This window comes from Lacticaseibacillus rhamnosus (assembly GCF_900636965.1).
Taxonomy (GTDB): Bacteria; Bacillota; Bacilli; order Lactobacillales; family Lactobacillaceae; genus Lacticaseibacillus; species Lacticaseibacillus rhamnosus.
On the sequence record NZ_LR134331.1, the window covers coordinates 2,763,079 to 2,779,782 of the forward strand.

18 protein-coding genes and 1 pseudogene are annotated in these 16,704 nt (G+C 47.7%); 1 reads left to right on the forward strand and 18 read right to left on the reverse strand.

All coding sequences use genetic code 11. From position 1 onward, the window contains the following. The first annotated feature begins 3 nt into the window (after positions 1 to 3). Positions 4 to 870, forward strand: a complete 867-nt coding sequence (locus tag EL173_RS13940) for a helix-turn-helix domain-containing protein (RefSeq protein WP_005690807.1) — start codon at positions 4 to 6, stop codon at positions 868 to 870. A 65-nt stretch (positions 871 to 935) separates the two neighbouring features. On the opposite strand, the gene EL173_RS13945 is transcribed toward EL173_RS13940, so the two are convergent. The 18 genes and pseudogenes from EL173_RS13945 to EL173_RS14035 form a co-directional block, all read right to left on the reverse strand. Continuing rightward, a complete protein-coding gene (locus EL173_RS13945) occupies positions 936 to 1,700 on the reverse strand; it encodes a MurR/RpiR family transcriptional regulator (RefSeq protein ID WP_005690805.1) in 765 nt (254 codons plus the stop codon). A gap of 47 nt (positions 1,701 to 1,747) precedes the next feature. Further along, a pseudogene (locus EL173_RS13950) lies at positions 1,748 to 2,232 on the reverse strand (PTS sugar transporter subunit IIA). A 499-nt stretch (positions 2,233 to 2,731) separates the two neighbouring features. Continuing rightward, positions 2,732 to 2,851, reverse strand: a complete 120-nt coding sequence (locus EL173_RS13955) for a putative holin-like toxin (RefSeq protein ID WP_005690800.1) — start codon at positions 2,849 to 2,851, stop codon at positions 2,732 to 2,734. 224 nt (positions 2,852 to 3,075) lie between these two features. After that, positions 3,076 to 3,840, reverse strand: a complete 765-nt coding sequence (gene dagF, locus EL173_RS13960; protein WP_005690798.1) for a 2-dehydro-3-deoxy-phosphogluconate aldolase — start codon at positions 3,838 to 3,840, stop codon at positions 3,076 to 3,078. A gap of 14 nt (positions 3,841 to 3,854) precedes the next feature. Next, positions 3,855 to 4,955: a DgaE family pyridoxal phosphate-dependent ammonia lyase gene (locus tag EL173_RS13965; protein WP_005690796.1), complete on the reverse strand. Its 1,101-nt coding sequence runs from the start codon at positions 4,953 to 4,955 to the stop codon at positions 3,855 to 3,857. Further along, a complete protein-coding gene (locus EL173_RS13970) occupies positions 4,952 to 6,073 on the reverse strand; it encodes an amidohydrolase/deacetylase family metallohydrolase (protein ID WP_005690794.1) in 1,122 nt (373 codons plus the stop codon). Before EL173_RS13970 ends, EL173_RS13965 begins: the two co-directional genes overlap by 4 nt. Positions 6,074 to 6,350: 277 nt before the next feature. Beyond that, positions 6,351 to 7,046, reverse strand: a complete 696-nt coding sequence (locus tag EL173_RS13980) for a DUF4310 family protein (RefSeq protein ID WP_005690792.1) — start codon at positions 7,044 to 7,046, stop codon at positions 6,351 to 6,353. Positions 7,047 to 7,060: 14 nt separating this feature from the next. Next, complete coding sequence (locus EL173_RS13985) at positions 7,061 to 7,840, reverse strand: DUF4311 domain-containing protein (RefSeq protein ID WP_005687733.1); 780 nt, start codon at positions 7,838 to 7,840, stop codon at positions 7,061 to 7,063. Between the two features lies 1 nt (position 7,841). Then, complete coding sequence (locus EL173_RS13990; protein ID WP_005690789.1) at positions 7,842 to 8,210, reverse strand: DUF4312 family protein; 369 nt, start codon at positions 8,208 to 8,210, stop codon at positions 7,842 to 7,844. Between the two features lie 15 nt (positions 8,211 to 8,225). Further along, positions 8,226 to 8,585: an SFCGS family glycine-rich protein gene (locus EL173_RS13995; RefSeq protein WP_005687737.1), complete on the reverse strand. Its 360-nt coding sequence runs from the start codon at positions 8,583 to 8,585 to the stop codon at positions 8,226 to 8,228. Between the two features lie 86 nt (positions 8,586 to 8,671). Next, on the reverse strand, positions 8,672 to 9,028 hold the full coding sequence (locus EL173_RS14000; protein ID WP_005690787.1) for a PRD domain-containing protein: 357 nt from the start codon (positions 9,026 to 9,028) through the stop codon (positions 8,672 to 8,674). After that, a complete protein-coding gene (locus EL173_RS14005; RefSeq protein ID WP_014571685.1) occupies positions 9,003 to 10,874 on the reverse strand; it encodes a BglG family transcription antiterminator in 1,872 nt (623 codons plus the stop codon). The genes EL173_RS14000 and EL173_RS14005 overlap by 26 nt, the downstream gene beginning before the upstream one ends. Positions 10,875 to 11,466: 592 nt before the next feature. Then, entirely contained in the window at positions 11,467 to 12,138 is a 672-nt protein-coding gene (locus EL173_RS14010) for a transaldolase family protein (protein ID WP_005690785.1), read from the reverse strand. Between the two features lie 3 nt (positions 12,139 to 12,141). Next, on the reverse strand, positions 12,142 to 12,525 hold the full coding sequence (locus EL173_RS14015) for a PTS glucitol/sorbitol transporter subunit IIA (protein ID WP_005714186.1): 384 nt from the start codon (positions 12,523 to 12,525) through the stop codon (positions 12,142 to 12,144). Positions 12,526 to 12,552: 27 nt separating this feature from the next. Next, positions 12,553 to 13,668, reverse strand: coding sequence for a PTS glucitol/sorbitol transporter subunit IIB (srlE, locus tag EL173_RS14020; RefSeq protein ID WP_005690782.1), 1,116 nt, complete (start codon positions 13,666 to 13,668; stop codon positions 12,553 to 12,555). Between the two features lie 52 nt (positions 13,669 to 13,720). Next, positions 13,721 to 14,290, reverse strand: a complete 570-nt coding sequence (gene srlA, locus EL173_RS14025; RefSeq protein ID WP_005687747.1) for a PTS glucitol/sorbitol transporter subunit IIC — start codon at positions 14,288 to 14,290, stop codon at positions 13,721 to 13,723. 12 nt (positions 14,291 to 14,302) lie between these two features. Beyond that, complete coding sequence (locus tag EL173_RS14030) at positions 14,303 to 14,812, reverse strand: transcriptional regulator GutM (protein WP_005690780.1); 510 nt, start codon at positions 14,810 to 14,812, stop codon at positions 14,303 to 14,305. Further along, positions 14,813 to 16,681 (reverse strand): BglG family transcription antiterminator, encoded by a 1,869-nt coding sequence (locus EL173_RS14035; protein WP_014571687.1) that lies wholly within the window; start codon positions 16,679 to 16,681, stop codon positions 14,813 to 14,815. Between the last annotated feature and the right edge of the window lie 23 nt (positions 16,682 to 16,704).

A 16,704-nucleotide genomic window follows, 5' to 3' on the forward strand; every position in this document is an offset into this window, starting at 1 on the left:
ACTATGAAAAACTTTGGCGCAACTTTTAGATATTTACGTGAGGCGCGCGGTATTAGTCTGAGCTCACTGGCAGACGATGTCGTGTCAAAAGGCATGATTTCAAAATTTGAAAACGGCACCTCTGATTTGTCCACGACCCGCTTTTTTCATTTACTGGATGCCATCTACGTCACGCCTTATGAATTTATGATCGTGATGAATCACTTCAAGCCACTTCATACCAATCGCTTTCTGAAAAAAGTTACCGCGTGCGCATTAGCTCAAAACGTGCCGGGGCTCAAGCGTTTGGCCAATGAACAATACGAACGCTGGCAACAGTCGCAATCACTTTTCGATCAACTCAATTGGATCATGGCCGCATGCATCCTCGCCGAAACCGCAAAACAACCTTTATCCGCTAAAGTCGACCTACACGTCCTCACTGATTATCTATTCAAGTGTGAAGACTGGGGTAACTTTGAGTTGATCTTATACGGCAACACTATGACACAGTTGCCAATCGACGCCATTGTCATCTTTTCCCAGACGCTGTTAGAAAAATGCTCTCTTTACACTGGGTTAATCACGGTATACGAAACCTGTATCAATGTCCTGCTCAACACCATCGCCGTCTTGATCCGCCACAATCGCATCCAGACGGCTTTAAAAACCGTTGCCCTTTTAGAACAAAAAGACTTACCGGAATCGTTTCTCTTGGAAAGAATTCTTTTGAAGTACTACAAAGGGATTCTGCTAGAAAAAACCGGCGAATCGAAAAAGGGACATGCGCTTATTCACGCTGCACTAAGCGCTTTAGATGCAGGTGACTGCGATACGTTCATCAGCTCGCTCCGAGAAGCGTTAGCCGATCTTGGGGTGTATCATATTTGAAACTAAAAAGGCCGTACTTTTATACAGCCTTCCCGCGTCATGCATCACTTTTGTCACCGAACCCGCTAATTCAGTTTCTCCACCTCGCCGATCACCAGCTCAAACAAGGCCAGCATCTGCGGGTAAAACAGCGATGCCCGTTGATTTACCTCATCCAGCGGGAAATCATCTGCGACTTTAAGCGTCCAATCAGCCATTTTAGCCAAAGTGCTGTCTGCGTTGCCTGTGAAAGCAACGACGGGAACCGGCAGACTGCTGACTAAAGCCGCTTTATCAATCACACTCTGCGTCTCGCCAGATTTTGAAACAACGATAAACAATCCCAAATCCTCTAAATAATTCTCCAACAACGCAGCCGAATCCCCCGGAGTTGAAAAGAAACACCGCTTACCTAGAATCTGAAATTTTTTAAACATATACTGCCCAATTACGCCTGAAAAACCAGCCGCATACAGGTACAAATATTGATTTTCAATCGCCGCGATTTGTTGAGCCACTGCGCGAATGGTCGTCACATCATTTTGGTCAAGCACCGCTGATTGCAACGGATCGTCAGCAGCCTCAACGGATTGTGAGCCGGCCTCGCCATGGCGCAACATCGTCATCAACTTATACTGCATCTCTACGAAACCGCGATAACCCATTTTGTGTGCTAACCGCATGACGGTCGCGGCCGATGTGTAATTCGCTTTCGCCACGCCGCGCACACCCAGATCTAACACACGGTCAATGTTGGCTACCAGATACTGCAAAACCGTGAACTCAGTCTCCGTCAAGCTCTTCCCCGCAACCAGCTTTTCTAGTTTCACAATTGTCAGCGATCCTTTCATTGTTCGTCATGCTGATTTGTCAACCAATCCTGCACAAATGAAAATATTCAGTCGGCATACGTCAATATCGTAACCTGATCGCCATGCGCAACCGGCCCCGCTTTAATCGCATCGAACGCTTTCACCTTCTCCATATTTGTAAACACAACCACCACAGCCGGGTCACGATTTGAGGCTTTAATCGCAGCAATATCGACTTGCGATAAAACATCACCCGCCTGAACTTCATCCTCTGCCGCAATCTTAGTCTCAAACGGTTCCCCGTCCATCTCAACCGTATCCAATCCCATGTGGACCAACACTTCAAGTCCTGCTGCGGATGTAATTCCAATGGCATGTTTCGTCGGGAAAACCGAGCTGATGACGCCTGAAATTGGCGCATAAACTAGCCCTTCTTCAGGCGCAACTGCATACCCATCGCCCATCATCTTTTCCGAAAAACGCCATCTTTGAGCGCCTCCAACAGCATTAGCTCGCCTGTCACCGGTGCAGTGAAAACGTCACGCTTTTCTTTTTTGAACAACCCGAACATTAATCGCCATCCCCTTCTGAATTTGACTGAAACCCCGTAACTTCACGGGTGTTATTTTTTATTGTACAGGAAAAGAGAAAGTCGTGTAAACGGTTTCTTTGCGAACGAGAAATACACCAAGCAAAAACATTGCGATGACTATCTGCGGCATGCTACCATTGTTTCAGTCAAAAGATTAGCGATAGTCTTTTTGATTGTCTACTATGTACTATTTCCAAAAGCTCCATGCTCAAAAGGGAGCATCGGTGGCGACCGATACTCCCCCTGACAAGACCGTTCAAGACGGTTGACATAAGATTTGCAATCAAAAGACCGTCATCTTCTCCAAAAGATTAGCGACGGTCTTTTTGATTGTCTAGGATTGCTACCTCCAATGGCACCATGCTATAATAAAACACGAAAGGGAGCATCGGTGGCTGCCGATACTCCCCTGACAAGACCGTTCAAGACGGTTGGCATTAAGTTGACTAATCAAAAGACCGTCATCTTCTCCAAAAGATTAGCGACGGTCTTTTTGATTGTCTTGTATTATCAGCATAATGGTGATGATCAGCGCAATCAACGATAATACGAAATCACCGAAGACCAGCATCAGCATCAACGCATCAGCAACAGACAACTAGGCACCTCCTTCCGTATAGATTTTGATCATCGCGCATAGGCGACCACCTCACAATACGTTGGATTTGCCAACCGTCATTCACTTTCTTGTCTTGTTTATTATGCCATACAAAACATGAAAACGCCCGTAATCTCAATGATTTCAGGCGTTTTTTAATGCTTGGATTGTATTTCTTGATGCGTCAGTCAGAGAGTCTCACAGTCAGAAGTAAACCTCTGTCACTAATCCGCCGCAACCAACTCACTCGCATCCACCAGACGCTTGGTCATCTCCCACAGCTTGGTCACGTCTTCCGGTCGCGTCAAGCCAGTTGCCTTGTCAATAATCGAGCTGTAAATATGCGGGATGACCTGTTTAACCCCGGCATCCAAGGCAATTTGGAGAATCGCTTCGTAATTATCCAAGTCGATGCCGCCAGTAGGTTCGAGGTTAAAGCCTTCCGCGGCACAGGCTTTGGCCACTGCGCGGAATTCAGCTTCGTGCTTCAAGCCGCCCATGGGGAAGAACTTGAAGCTGGTGCCGCCCATGTCTTGCAATAGGGCAATGGCGGTTTCAACCGGAACTTCTGCGGCCGGTTTTTGGCTGCTTTTCGGTCCAGTGGCAAGATTAACGATGCCGACTTTGCCAGTTGGTGAGACCAAGCCATTAATGACGGTCTCATTTTGGCCTAAAAGTGCGCGACTGGTACCAACGCCGGTGAAGACTTGATTAACGTGTTGGGGCTGCAAGACTTGCGAAACCCGACTCACCATGGCGCTTTGATTCGGGTCGCCTGCGCCTAAGCCAACCGATAACCCATTAGCGGTCACGGCTTGATATTTTTTCATATCTTCAATCGCCGCTTCATCGGTTGCGTAGTTCTTGGTCAAAACGCCGACTACCACATGGCCTTCCGCAGCTTCATAGATGTCTTTGGCATTGTCGACGGAACCAGCGAGCACATTTAGAGCGACACGATTTTTATAATAGTTTGGGGTTAAGTTCATGGAAGACAACCTTTCTATGCGAGAATTTCTTTGAGACGATTGACGATCAGGTCCATTTCCGCTTGATCAACGGCACGAATATCGAATTCGATGATCCCTTCATTGGCCCGATATTCGCGCGTGTAGATAGCCGGATCCCCTGCTTTTAGTTCGGCCGTAACCTGCTTGGCATTCTTGGGACTGGAGGCTTCTACCGTCACCGCGGCCCGGAAAATCGGGCGGCCGGCGCCATCTTGGACTTCCTTCACGTTCAGGTGTGGCACCTCATTCAAAGCGGCCACGAATGGGTGTAGCCGCTTCTTCATCGCGTCACCGGATTCTGGACCCTGATCCAGATACTGGCTAAGCGCGGTGGTAAACCCGAGCAGATTTTCCTTGCCGATTTTCATGGCGCGGCCAATTCCAAGTCCTTGCAGTTTCGTCCAACCGATATATGGTTCCTTGCCGAAAATCAAGCCAGATGCCGGGCCTTCAATCGCCTTGGCCCCAGAAAACAGCACCACGTCAACGCCCATTTCGACATACTTGTGCAAATCCTCTTCCGCCGCAGCATCGAGAATCAATGGAAGTTCGTGGCGATGAGCAACCTCCAAGGCTTCCTGAATTGTCAGCATGCTTTTTTGCACCGCATGATGACTTTTCACATAGAAAATTGCCGCAGTGTTGGCTGTAATCATCATCTCCACATGTTCCGGCGTGCACATATTGGCATACCCGGCCTCAACCACCTGGCCGCCGCCGAGTTCAATCATGACTTCTTCCGGCGTGCCGTAATCAACATTCTGTCCCTTAGGCAAAATGATTTCACGCTTGGTATACCGCGAAGAAAACGGATGATAAACATGATACTTACTACCTTCACCAATAATCCCGGCGACGGCTTCAGCGATCCCGGCTGACGCTGAGTTCACCACCACAGCGCCTTCAGTTCCCAGTTTTTTGGCAATGTACGCGCCAGTTTTATCAACCAAATCCTTCATTTCAAAAAAGTGGGTATCCCCAAACTGCTGTGCCTCAATCGCGGCCTCCGGAACTTTGGAAACGCCTAGAATGGTCATTTTGCCGCTAGCGTTGATCACGTGCTTCAAATCGTAAGTGCTGTAATAATCTGTCATGCGTGTTGTTCCTCCAAATCGTAAACCGCCCCGCCAACAACTGTGTAAATTGGCGCGATGAGTTGCTGGCCGGTTTTTGTGTTGCCATTAGAATCCGTTAATACCTTATCACCTTTTGTTAGGTTAAAAATGGTCACGTCCGCATCTTTTCCTGGTCGCAACCGGCCTTTATTCAAAAGATGGAAGGTGTCCGCCGGTGCAAAAGTCACCATCCGAATAACTTCTGGTAAGGTATAGCCGAGCAGCAACATCTTTTCCATCGTCGTCGCCATGTCATAAACAGGACCATTTTCACGATTGCGGTGGTAAATATCCGTGCTCAAGGACTTAGGATCAAGGCCATGATCGCGGGCAATCTGCATGGTTTTAAAATTAAACGAATCTGTCCCGTGGCCTACATCGAAAACAACCCCACGGTCATATGCATCATAGACGAATTCTTTGATCTCACCGTTTTCATCAATCATCCCATTCGGCTTGCCATTATAAGCATGCGTCAGGACATCTCCTGCACCCATCGCTTGCAAAATATCTTTGAGTTCAGGCGGATTGGCCCCGACATGCACCATAATCGGCAGATGTCCGAGCAAAGCCGCATATGATCTTGCCGCCAATAGTGGCTTGATGCCATTATCAATCACCACCGAATGGCTTTCGCGGGCCTTGATGCCGACGATAAAATCAGGTAAGTCCGCAACCGCATCAAACAACGCCTGCTTATTGACTTTATCTAGGTCACCCAGCTCATCCTGCGCTAAAATACCGGTGCGACCGATATTGATCAGTGCGTAAACATTGGTCTTTTTAGCGCGCGTAATGTCGTAAAAACTCCGAATATTGTCCGCACCGGTTGATCCCGCATCGATCACGGTTGTTACGCCAGCCTTGTACCCATCTTCATCGGGATCGTCATAGTACAGAGATAGCTTTTCATAGCAATGCACATGATCGTCAATCCACCCAGCCGTGACGTAGGATTGCTGGTGTAAGTCAATTTCCTGATGACCGCCTGCTCCTTCCAGCTTTGGTGCTACCGCAGCGATCCGGCCGCCATTAATGCCGACCTCGATCGGCTGTTCACGTTCTGTTTTACCGTTCTTAATTAAGACATCAAACACAAGTGATTACCTGCCTTTCGATTTGATTGTAGCCATTTTTGGATGCAACGCTTGGAGAAATCTGAATTGCGTCAACAAGTGGGGAAAGTTGACCATGAACATGGTTACTCCTGTGTACCGGGCTCTCCAAAATCTTGCACTCCCGCCACTCTCCGAAACGCGCAAACTGGCGCAGAAACCTGCACATAAGGACCTTAGACCGCCAATGACCAAAGACCAGTCATTGGCGGTCTAAGGCCACTTATGCTCCGATTTCTAAGCGCGCCAGTTTACGCTCTTAAAGTTTCACCGGGAAGAAGAATCCCATAATCATCGCGCCAATAATCGCACCGCCTGGGATTGGTTTTTTCCAAGCGTAGAACAACGCTGCGCCGACTGTGCTGCCAATGCCAATCGGAATGCTGGCAGTCACGGCACTGAGGATAATCAACGGCCCAAGGAAGCGGCCAGTTTGGTTACCGGCCCCCATCATAACGTCGGCACCAAATGTCGCATTGCTTTGGTTAATCGTGAACTTCCGCACCAGGAAAATGATCATCCCGATAATTAAGCCCAGAATCGCCCCAGTCAACAACGCCAAGGCAAAGTTTGACACCAGCGACTTGGCGCCAACCGACAGTAAGATCGCCGGAATGCCGATGCCGACCCCTGTCAAAATCGAACCGCCAAGATCCAGAATGCCGACAAGTGACCCTTCCAGAATCCGGGCAAACAGGAAACTCGCTCCAAACGCCGCCGCTGCGCCATACGAGCCACCGGTCATACCAGCCTTCAGCATTGCCACAATTGCCACTTCATTGAAGGCCCCAACGCCATAGTTAAAATACATGGATGTTCCGGCAAAAACGCCTGCCGACATCATTGCAACAATCGCGACAAAGCCCCAATCTGCATGCCAGAAATCGCGATCCGCAGCTTCTCTCAATTCTTCTTCAATTGGCGCTTGATTTGCTGTAGCTTGTTTATCCGCCATCAGTTAATCCACCTCTACTTTCCGCTTAACGTGTTATGAATATTCGACAACCAGTCAGGTGCATTTAAGTTAAAGGACTTCAGCAAGTTGAGATCGAATCCGCGGAAGAACCCTGATAAGACGAAAAGCAAAATGGCCGCAACCAAAATTGATTTCGTAATTCGAGTCCATCCTAGTTCATCAACACCTTTTCCGACAAGAATGCCTAAAACGACCCCTGGTACCGCATTACCCATAATCATCGCCGATAAACCGCCAAACACGGTTCCAAACAGGCCTGACCGTCGACCGGCATCAATTGCCGCCAACCAGAATAAGATTGGCATCACGAGGTTAATCAACTGATTCGCCGCCGGAACAAGCACTTTAACCGCCGTCACTTGCAGCGATTCGGGAATCGAACTGGACGTGACATTCAAGAAAGCAACGACCACGATGCCGGCAATCGCCCCGGCAATCCCCATTTTCTTAGGATTATGCATGGTTTGTTCAACGTTACGATTTTTAACCAGTAACCCAGCAGCCGCCCAGTTCGGAATGACACGGTGCGTAATATCCTGCGTAAAGGCGCCGGCCCCAACCGTTGACGCCCAAGCATTAAAGAAGAAACCCAACCCGAAACTAAAATGCGAAGCCGGATCGCCTTCTGCCGCGTTCATTTCGCCCAGTGTTCGAAACGCGCCCAAAGCTTGTGTCTTTGGCGCGGTGAACATCCGTGCTGCCCCAACCCCTGCCGCAAAACCAACCAATCCGCCAATAATGATGGACTGGAATAAAATTGTGAGAATTGGCAATTCATTTCACACCCTTCAAAATATTCTTTAGATTCGGCAATGACATGGCATCCGGCGATGGTGCCGCGACGTCTTCAAAAACCAAAGCGTCAAGGTCAATCGCCGTAACTGCAACCGTCACTGCCAGTGTCACTGCATAAGTGGTACGCGTGCGTTTAAAAAAGAAAAACAGAAACTTTTCCGTATAACTCGACTTAACCAGTTTCAGCGGCTCGACTTTTTCGGGAACGATCCGCAAAATCGCAGTTTCGGTATCACCAATCAGCTTTTTTTGGATATTGCTAAAAGCGGCTGCAAAGGCTTGCTGCTTGGTTTCACCTTTGCCAGATACCGTGACGACTTGATGTTTGGTTTCATTGACGACTGTCATTTATAACCGCACTCCTTACGCTTCGGGATACTTCTTGTTCCACGCTTCGACCAGTGCTTTACCCAACGCTTCTTGATCCATAAAGCCAAAACCGAGAACTTTAGTGCCTTCCTCGATGGCAGTCACACCTTCTTGAATCGAGCGCATGCCATGACGTTCCGGCCATCCATATTGCGTATGCGCAGTAATCGCCCCCGCACCGCCGGAACCACAGAAGCTAATGCCCATATCGGCTTTTTCTTTATCCATCACCTGACCCAAACGCATATCCGCCCCCATACCAGGCACCACAACGGCAGTACCACCAGCGGCTTCAACTCCTTTAGCAACGTTTTGACCTTTACCCATCCGATCTGCGATAACTACTTTAACCATGATATCTTCCTCCTGAGCGTGAGCTGGCGCGGTTAGAATCCTCGCCAGTTAACACGAGATAATTGCAATCGTAAAATATCTCCACTTCAAATCTTGTTCTGCGCCGCTTCAAAGTGAATCGATAACACATACTTCTCCGCATCCGCCAAATGACCGATGTGCCGAACCACTTGATCGGCTAAATCCAGCGACTTTTTCGAGACTTCCGCAAACATTTGGGGATCGACTGCCGGCAACTTTTCGCCTGACTTTGAGCGGTTGATCATTTCAATCAGATGATTCGTTAACACTTGCAACTGAACCGCGGTAAAATGAATCTCCGCTTGTTCGGCTAACTGAATCACGTCACTGACAATCACTTGAACCGCCTGTGGATCTTGGCTTTGGGCAATCATTTTTTGCACTTCAACAGGTAGCTTAATTTCGGCTTCCAGTGGTGACATCCCCCTTCTGAGACACAGCATGACCTAAATTTAAATATTCAAGAATCGCATGGACTTCCGCGCGATTGATGGCAAGGCCATGATCGGTAAAAATTCGTTCCACGGTGCCAGCTAATTTGGCATCGTCATGATTAGGTTTTCCTTGGTACTGCTTACCAAACATGATGCGCTGGGCAGCTAAAAAGACGTGCATCATGAACGCATCGGCATAATACGGGTCAATCTTGGTTGGCAACTGGCGCTTGAGTTCTGAATAAAGACTGAACATGGTCAGAATTGTTTGTTGTGTCTGCTTTTCCAGATCAGGCTTAGGCTTAATCGGAACTACCGGCGGCTCTGCTTTGAGTTGTTCAAGTGGCACCTGCAAACGTTTGGCCACCGCACGCCGGATAGCGGCAATATCAGTCGCGTTTGGCAAGGGCTGGACTTCAATGACTTGCACATCCAGATGCTTCAGTGGGAAAACGCTAATCACCAGCTCAGGATGCTCGCGGGCAATCAGCGCCCGCGCATCATCAATGGAGGCAAATCCGACCAATTCAATGTTGGGTATCGCCGAAGCCACGCGCTGTTGAATCAGATTGGTGATCCCAATACCGGTGGCACAAATATAAGCGACCCGCACCGTTTTCAGTTGGCTGTCCCGATTGAGCGATACCATGAAATGCAAGGCGATAAAGGCCACAAAGGCATCGTTCAAAATCGGGCGATAGGCGGCCAGCTCCTTATGCACCGTCTTTTCAATGGCTGCAAACAACTGCGGATATTCGTGCTTGATGTCCTGCGTAAACGGACTGTATTGAAGCAGTTGATTCTCCTTGCCAAGCGACTGGCTGAGGTGCAGGTAGAGATTTTCCTGAAGTTGACTGTCGTGACTGAAATCGTGATCAACCAGCGCCCCAACTGCCAAGATGATTCGGTGCGTCATAGCCACAAAGTTGTCGTTCTGTGCCACCGTTAACTTCTGACCATCCGCTCCAAGGTAATAAGCAAAATCGTCGGCCCAAACTGGCAGGTTGTAAAACGCCAGTGCTTTGAGAATCAACTGACCGGTAAACGTGGTACTGTCGCCTTGCTCCACAACCCGATGATAACTATTCACCGGCTGATTAATCCCTTGGCGCACAATGCCGATTGCGAGCCGAATCATGGTCGTGATCAAAGCGCTGGGATCAGGCATTTTCTGATCCTGTTTTCCCAGTTGAATCGCCGCTTTCAGGATCGTATTAAACGCATGATCAAAGGTCGGCTCACTCGTCAAAACGAGCGCCCGTTTCGGTTCAACCAAGGCATTGAGGCAATCCACCAGCTCCGCCATCAACGTCTTACGATTCAACTGCTGAGCGATAATGCGTTCCAGCAACCGGCGAATATCCAGCTCCGTCCCCGTGAGTTTGTAGCCATAATAATTCTTACTCGTGAGCTTCACATTCACCTGATGCAAAAAGGCAGCCAGTTTCTTTAAATCGTTGTTCACGGTCGTTTGACTGACATTCACCCGCGCTTGAAGCTGCTGTTGGGTCGTATAGTCACCTGTTTGCGCCAAAATCAGAATCATGCGGATAATCCGTTCATTCGGGGCCAAATAGTTATCCGCCAACTGCTCATCGATTTTCTCGCGCAATGCCATGCGATCTTCAACGCTTGCTTCAATCCAGACGCCTTTTCGTGGGGCGCTTTCGAGTTTGGAATGGTGCAATGCAAGCCATTCACGAATATCTGCCAAGTCATACTTCACGGTGCGAATACTGACCGCCACGGCTTCTGCCAACTGCTTAGATGTCACCACCCCTTCAGCATTCAGTAACTGCAACACAATTTGCCGCTGCCGAGTACTCAATTGCAACGTGTTCACCCCCTCGTAAAACCACTTGCCACAACGATGCCAGACGCCTGCCAGCACGCCATTCACACCGTCCATTTCCAACCTCCACCGTCACTTTAAAGCGCTTTCTAAAAAGAAACAATACGCAATCATTGCACGATTAATCGTGCAATCGCATGTGATCGGGCAAACAATGGCAAAATGGTCTGTTCCAATTATAACGAAGACTGTATTCATGCCGCTAACTTTCACCCTTATAAAAATGCTTATGTATAGGGATTAAAATGATAAGTAAACGCTGACTATGCCTGTATTGATATGGAACAATCGCCCAGACAGGTTCAGACACTTTTCACATTATTAAGAACTTAATCATGCAAAAATATGTTTCTCACACCCTCAAATACAACTGTTATCTGATTTTGAATTTATAAACCGCATCAAGTTTTTGAATGCTTCACATAAAATAATAAATAGTTAGGTGGCATATCCAAGAAACGCCATAACCCACCTCATCGTCACTAATCACAGCGGCTTACGTTCATCAAAAAAACCTCCTGCTGCTCAACTTTCGGCAACAAGAGGCATCTCTATTTTGCTAGTGCTTTTTCACTCAAACTCCCGCAGTCTTATCAAGCTGGCGTCCTTCTTCATTGAACACCCGAATCGCATCGTTAGCAGCTGCGTTTGTCATCAGCTGTTTGAAGATATCATAACTGATCGTCACATTTGCGGCGCCGGCTTTGATCGCGGCCATGACTTGTGAGGCGTTTTTGAAACTTGCCCCCATGATCTTAATATGCGTATCGGTACTTTGATAAAAGCTGTGGGTCTCGGCGATCATTTTATATGGATCAATGTCGAGCTGCTCCATGCGATTCACGTATGGCGCGATATAGTCGCAATCCACAACGCAAGCCATGAAGCCTTGGCGCGTTGAATATACGGCCGTTCCCAGCAGACATTCATCGGGCTTTTCATCCCTAATTGCAGAGATTGCCTGATAGCCCGGTTCAAACAGCGGCACTTTAAACGCCATTCGGGTATCATCCGTGTCCGGAAAACGGCGGCGCAATTCATGATAATCAGCCAACAGTTCGTCCTTGGTATCACCCACCAGCTGAACGAATAAAACGCCGGGCTTTAAGGCGCGAATCTTAGTCAGCTGTTCAAAACGCGGCTGGCCTTCCTTAAGCAACAACTTAGGATTAGTCGTAACGCCTTCAAACTGGTTAAACTGCAACATTTCCTTAATCTGGCTGAGATTGGCAGTATCAATGAACATCGCTTATTCCCCCTTCATAACCTTAATGACGGTGCCGACATCCAAATCCGGATAGGGCTTTTGCTCCAAGTACAGTGATCCGGCCAGTTCCGGTGTGGTCGCACCGTCAAAAACAATCGCGGTGTGACCTAAATTGCCTAAGTTCGTATTGACTTCGTTGCCCACCGCCGTAATGGCATAAGTCTGATCACCAAACATCATCACATCGCCGGGTTTAATCGGCTCAAGAATTTGATTCACTTTGATAATGAAGCAGGATGACCGCAACGCGTCAGGCGCCTCATCTCCAAAAAGAATCGCCATGTTAATATCCTTAAACCCGCGCGCTTCGGAACCAACTTCAAGAATGGTGGTTTCATATTTCACTGTTGCTGCTACTGACGACACCGCACTCACCTCTCTAAAAATCCTGCTTTATTTTGCATACAAACCAAAACTTGCTAACCAAGCGACCACGACTCGGGGAACCCCGTTTAAGAATCGCGAATACAACACTGAAACCACACCGACTTCAACGGTTTTTGAGTCTGCTTCTTCAAGCCCTAAACCAACAGGAATGAAGTCAGCCGCATTTTGCGTATTAATGGCAAACAGTGCCGGTAATGCATATTGCGGCTGAATGTTGCCGCGGCCGATTTCAACCCCGATCAGCGTCCCAATGACTTGGGCAATAACCGCTCCCGGTCCGAGAATCGGGGATAAGAATGGCAAGGAACAGATAAAACCAATCGCAATCAAGCCAAAAACATTCCCAGCCAGTGGCGTCATGAGTTTGGCAAACCAACTGCCTAAACCCGAGCCTTGAATGATCCCGATTAGCAACGCAACAAAGGCCATAAACGGAATTACGGTGTTAAGCATGGTCTGGACAGAATCTTTTGCCGCTTGGTTAAAAGTTGCAATTACCTTCCCGGCACCAATTCCGATCCGGGCAATAAAGTTAGGCTTTTTCATTTGGGCAGTGATCGTTTTGTTCGTGTCAAACTTGGCTTCGCGAGCTTCAGCAGCTTGCTCGTCGGTTGCTGCCGTTTGCGCTTCTGTATTCGTTGTTGCCGCTGCCCCTGCTTCTGCCAAGGCAGCATGCTGCTTGCCGGCTTCACCGCGCTGGTCAAATGGAACGCCATTTAACGCCTGATCCGGAACAGCATCATCCGGCAATGCGGTAATCTGATTCACATCAACATTGGAAACATACAATTTAGGCACAATATATTTTGCCAGCGGTCCGGATTTTCCGGTGGGCAACACATTAATGGTTAAGATGTTTTTCTTCGGATAAATCCCGCAGCGCAGCGTTCCGCCACAGTCAATGATCGCCAATGCCGTTTCGTCTTCGGGAATGGATGTTTTAAATCCATCGACGGCTTCCATCCCGGTCAATTCCGCAATTTTGTCCACGATGGCTGGCCGGTTACCCCCTGTCACGTAGATAAACTTATGCTTCTGTTCGGTCGGTGTAATTGTCAACGGCCCGCCATAGCCGCCTGATCCTTTAACGACTTGAATGCTATGCCATTTTTTCTCAGCCATGATCCTAATCTCCTCATTTTAAAATCGCGTCAACTTCACGCTATGACCGCTGCTAAACTTCTTGTCCGTTACGTGCAGACAGATCAACGGTTTTGCTCAGAGTAATGCCAGTTTGCTTGGAAACATAAGCAGTTGTGAAGTCGGTAATCCAGCCACCGATAAAGTTCATGACAATCCCGACTAACATATAGCGAATAGCCAGATCCATTTGATTCAGTCCGAGTTTTTGCACCCCTTGCGCAATCCCCAACCAGACAAACAGTTCACCTGGATTGATATGCGGGAAGACGCCATTACTCGTATGACAAAACTGGGCTTGGGCGGCATAATAACTAGGCTTGTAGTATTCAGGCAGAAAGCGAGCCAACGTGAAACACATTGGATTGCCCAGCATGAACGCCGCAAGAAAAGGTAAAACCAGATAACGCATTAACACATTACGACTTGCTTTTTGGGCAAACCGTTCGATGCGTTCTTCCCCGATAAAGGCAATAATCGTATTCATCAGTACCAACAACAGCAGCACAACCGGCACAATGTTGGTCATCCAACTAATAAACGTCTTGCCGCCAGTTTGAAACAGCTTCATAAAGCCAGCGGCAAAGTCAGAAATATATTGCATGATGGCATCCCCCTAGATCGTATTTTTTCTAAAAACATGCGCCAATGCATCAGGCAATGCTTTGATGCGCTGACCGATCTCATTAAAAATCGGCAGTGCAAACATGCTGACGCGGCTCGTATCAAAATCTTCGAAACTAAGATTATTCGTTTTATAATTCACATAATTACGGTAAGCATTCAGAAAACACTCACGCTCGGTCCGACTCAGCTTCTGCAGGGCCGTATAATCAGCGCCGACTTCAGCGACTAACTCACCATCAAATTGAGCGACTTCGCGAAACCGGCTAAAAACGGTCAACCCTTTCATCACCCGAATTTCCTGAATCCGATCATTGTGATCCAACCCAATCAACATCAGACTGCCTTGCCGAAAGCGCCGTGGATTCTTGCCGATTAAGACGCGGCCTTCCTGGCGAACAGCATGATAATTGCGGGCAAAATTACGAATTTGAAAATAACCCATTAACGCCTGCAATAAAAAGGCGGCAGCTACGAAAATACCTAGTATCAAAATGTTCATTCATAATCCCTCCGTTACAATGGTTAACGGATCGCGACTGTCTGTAATTTTCTGAAGATTAGCCATCGCCGTTTCATTCACCGCCAGCAAAAACAGCAAATCATACAACATGGACAAATCTTCCAACGCCTTTTTGCCTAAGGTCCGCGGAATCCCGATGACAAAAATATAGCTAACGGACTTGCCACCAATCGTGATGGCATGTGTCAACACGCTCAGATGCAGAAACAAGCGATTCTGATCAATATCGGCAATTGCATGCGGAATCGCCGCGCCATTATCAAGCACAAATTTGGTGGTGGCTTCATGTTGAATGAGCCGCTCGATAAAGCCTGTATCGACCAACCCTGCCTGGCAATCTGCCTGAAGCGTCGCGCGCAAGACAGCTTCATACGACTGCCCTGGTTGATTGTCATAGATTTGCGCCCGCCAGATAATACGGCCAGCATCAATTTCATGTTGCACAGCCGAGGCGCGCACCTTCGTCTCAAGCACCCGATCCCGAAAAATGTCGCCAATCATGACCACGGGAACTTTCAATCTGAATGCCAATGGCCGGTCTGTAAAAACCATGATGAGTTGATCCTGATGGGCAAGAATATCGGTCTCATCCTGAAAAGTCCGAATGCTGACTTGCGATTCAAACATGGTGTTCAATTGACTTTGCAAATATTGCAACACGCTTTGCCCCATGCTTGAAAAGAATCCAACTTGCGGCTGATCCAGCGGCGCCCGATCCGCATGTTGCAGCGCCATTTCAAAGTAAACGGTCAAATAATTAATCTCGACATCCGCAATGTGAATCCCTAAAATTTCTTCTAGCTTATCAATCATCACCATCGCCATATCGGCCGCTAACTGAAACCGCTGAAGCATCTTATCGGTTAAATAATCCGATGGCGAAATATGAAAAATGCCGCGATTGATCAGAAAAATCAAATGATACTTCGTCGTTTGATAAAACTGATCATAGTCAATTTTGGCATCAACCAAGGTTCGAATGTCAGCTGCAATTCGGTCGAAAATGACTTTATTTGCCTGTACCTTTCGGGCTAACTTTTCTGCTGATAATAATTTATTTGCGTACAGGTTAAACGGAAACGCCAAAAAGTTATATTCTTCCTGACTAAACTTGACCCGACACCGATCCTCAATGTCCGCAATGATGTTAATGAACAAAGGTGAATCTTCCATTAAGTTCGTGTAATACTTGCTGATGCCGTTAAGTTCATAGTGATGACGCTTCAGGAAAACCACAATTTGCATCACCTTTTGGAAGATCTGGGTGGTACTCGTTTTGATCTTGGCCGCATTGAGTCGGCTAATCACCGCCGCGACTAAAGTCTTATCGTCAAAAAGCCTTGCCTGTACATAGTCGAATAAGTGGTTATAAATCAGCATCGTTAAATCGACCGTTGAGCCTACCTGCAGCTTAATGCCGCGACTCGTTGCACTTTCAATGCCAAGATCGTAATTTTTTAACCAGTGCCGACACGCGTCTAAATCTTTTAGAAGTGTGCCGCGACTCACGGTCAGCTGGTCGGCAATCTCATCCATAGGTACAAATTTCCGTTCTTTGATCAACCGAAACAGAATCTCCGCCTGCCGTTTTTGCTTGTCGTTATTATCAATGTTTTGCTTGAACACGCCTGACTGAATCAGTGAAAATTTTCGATAATTCAGAATATGCAGGAAGTACCCGCTTTTGTTAATGCGAATTTCGGCTGCATCCCCCAACGACTCGCCTAGTTCATGGATATATTTTTGCATCGTGCGTGTCGAAACATTCTCGCTTTCAGCCAATTCGTCTAGGCTGGAGGTACCATTTGCCAAAAGATAACGCAAAAGCCGATAATCCAAACTATTCAATCAGGTGACCTCCTCCAAATTAC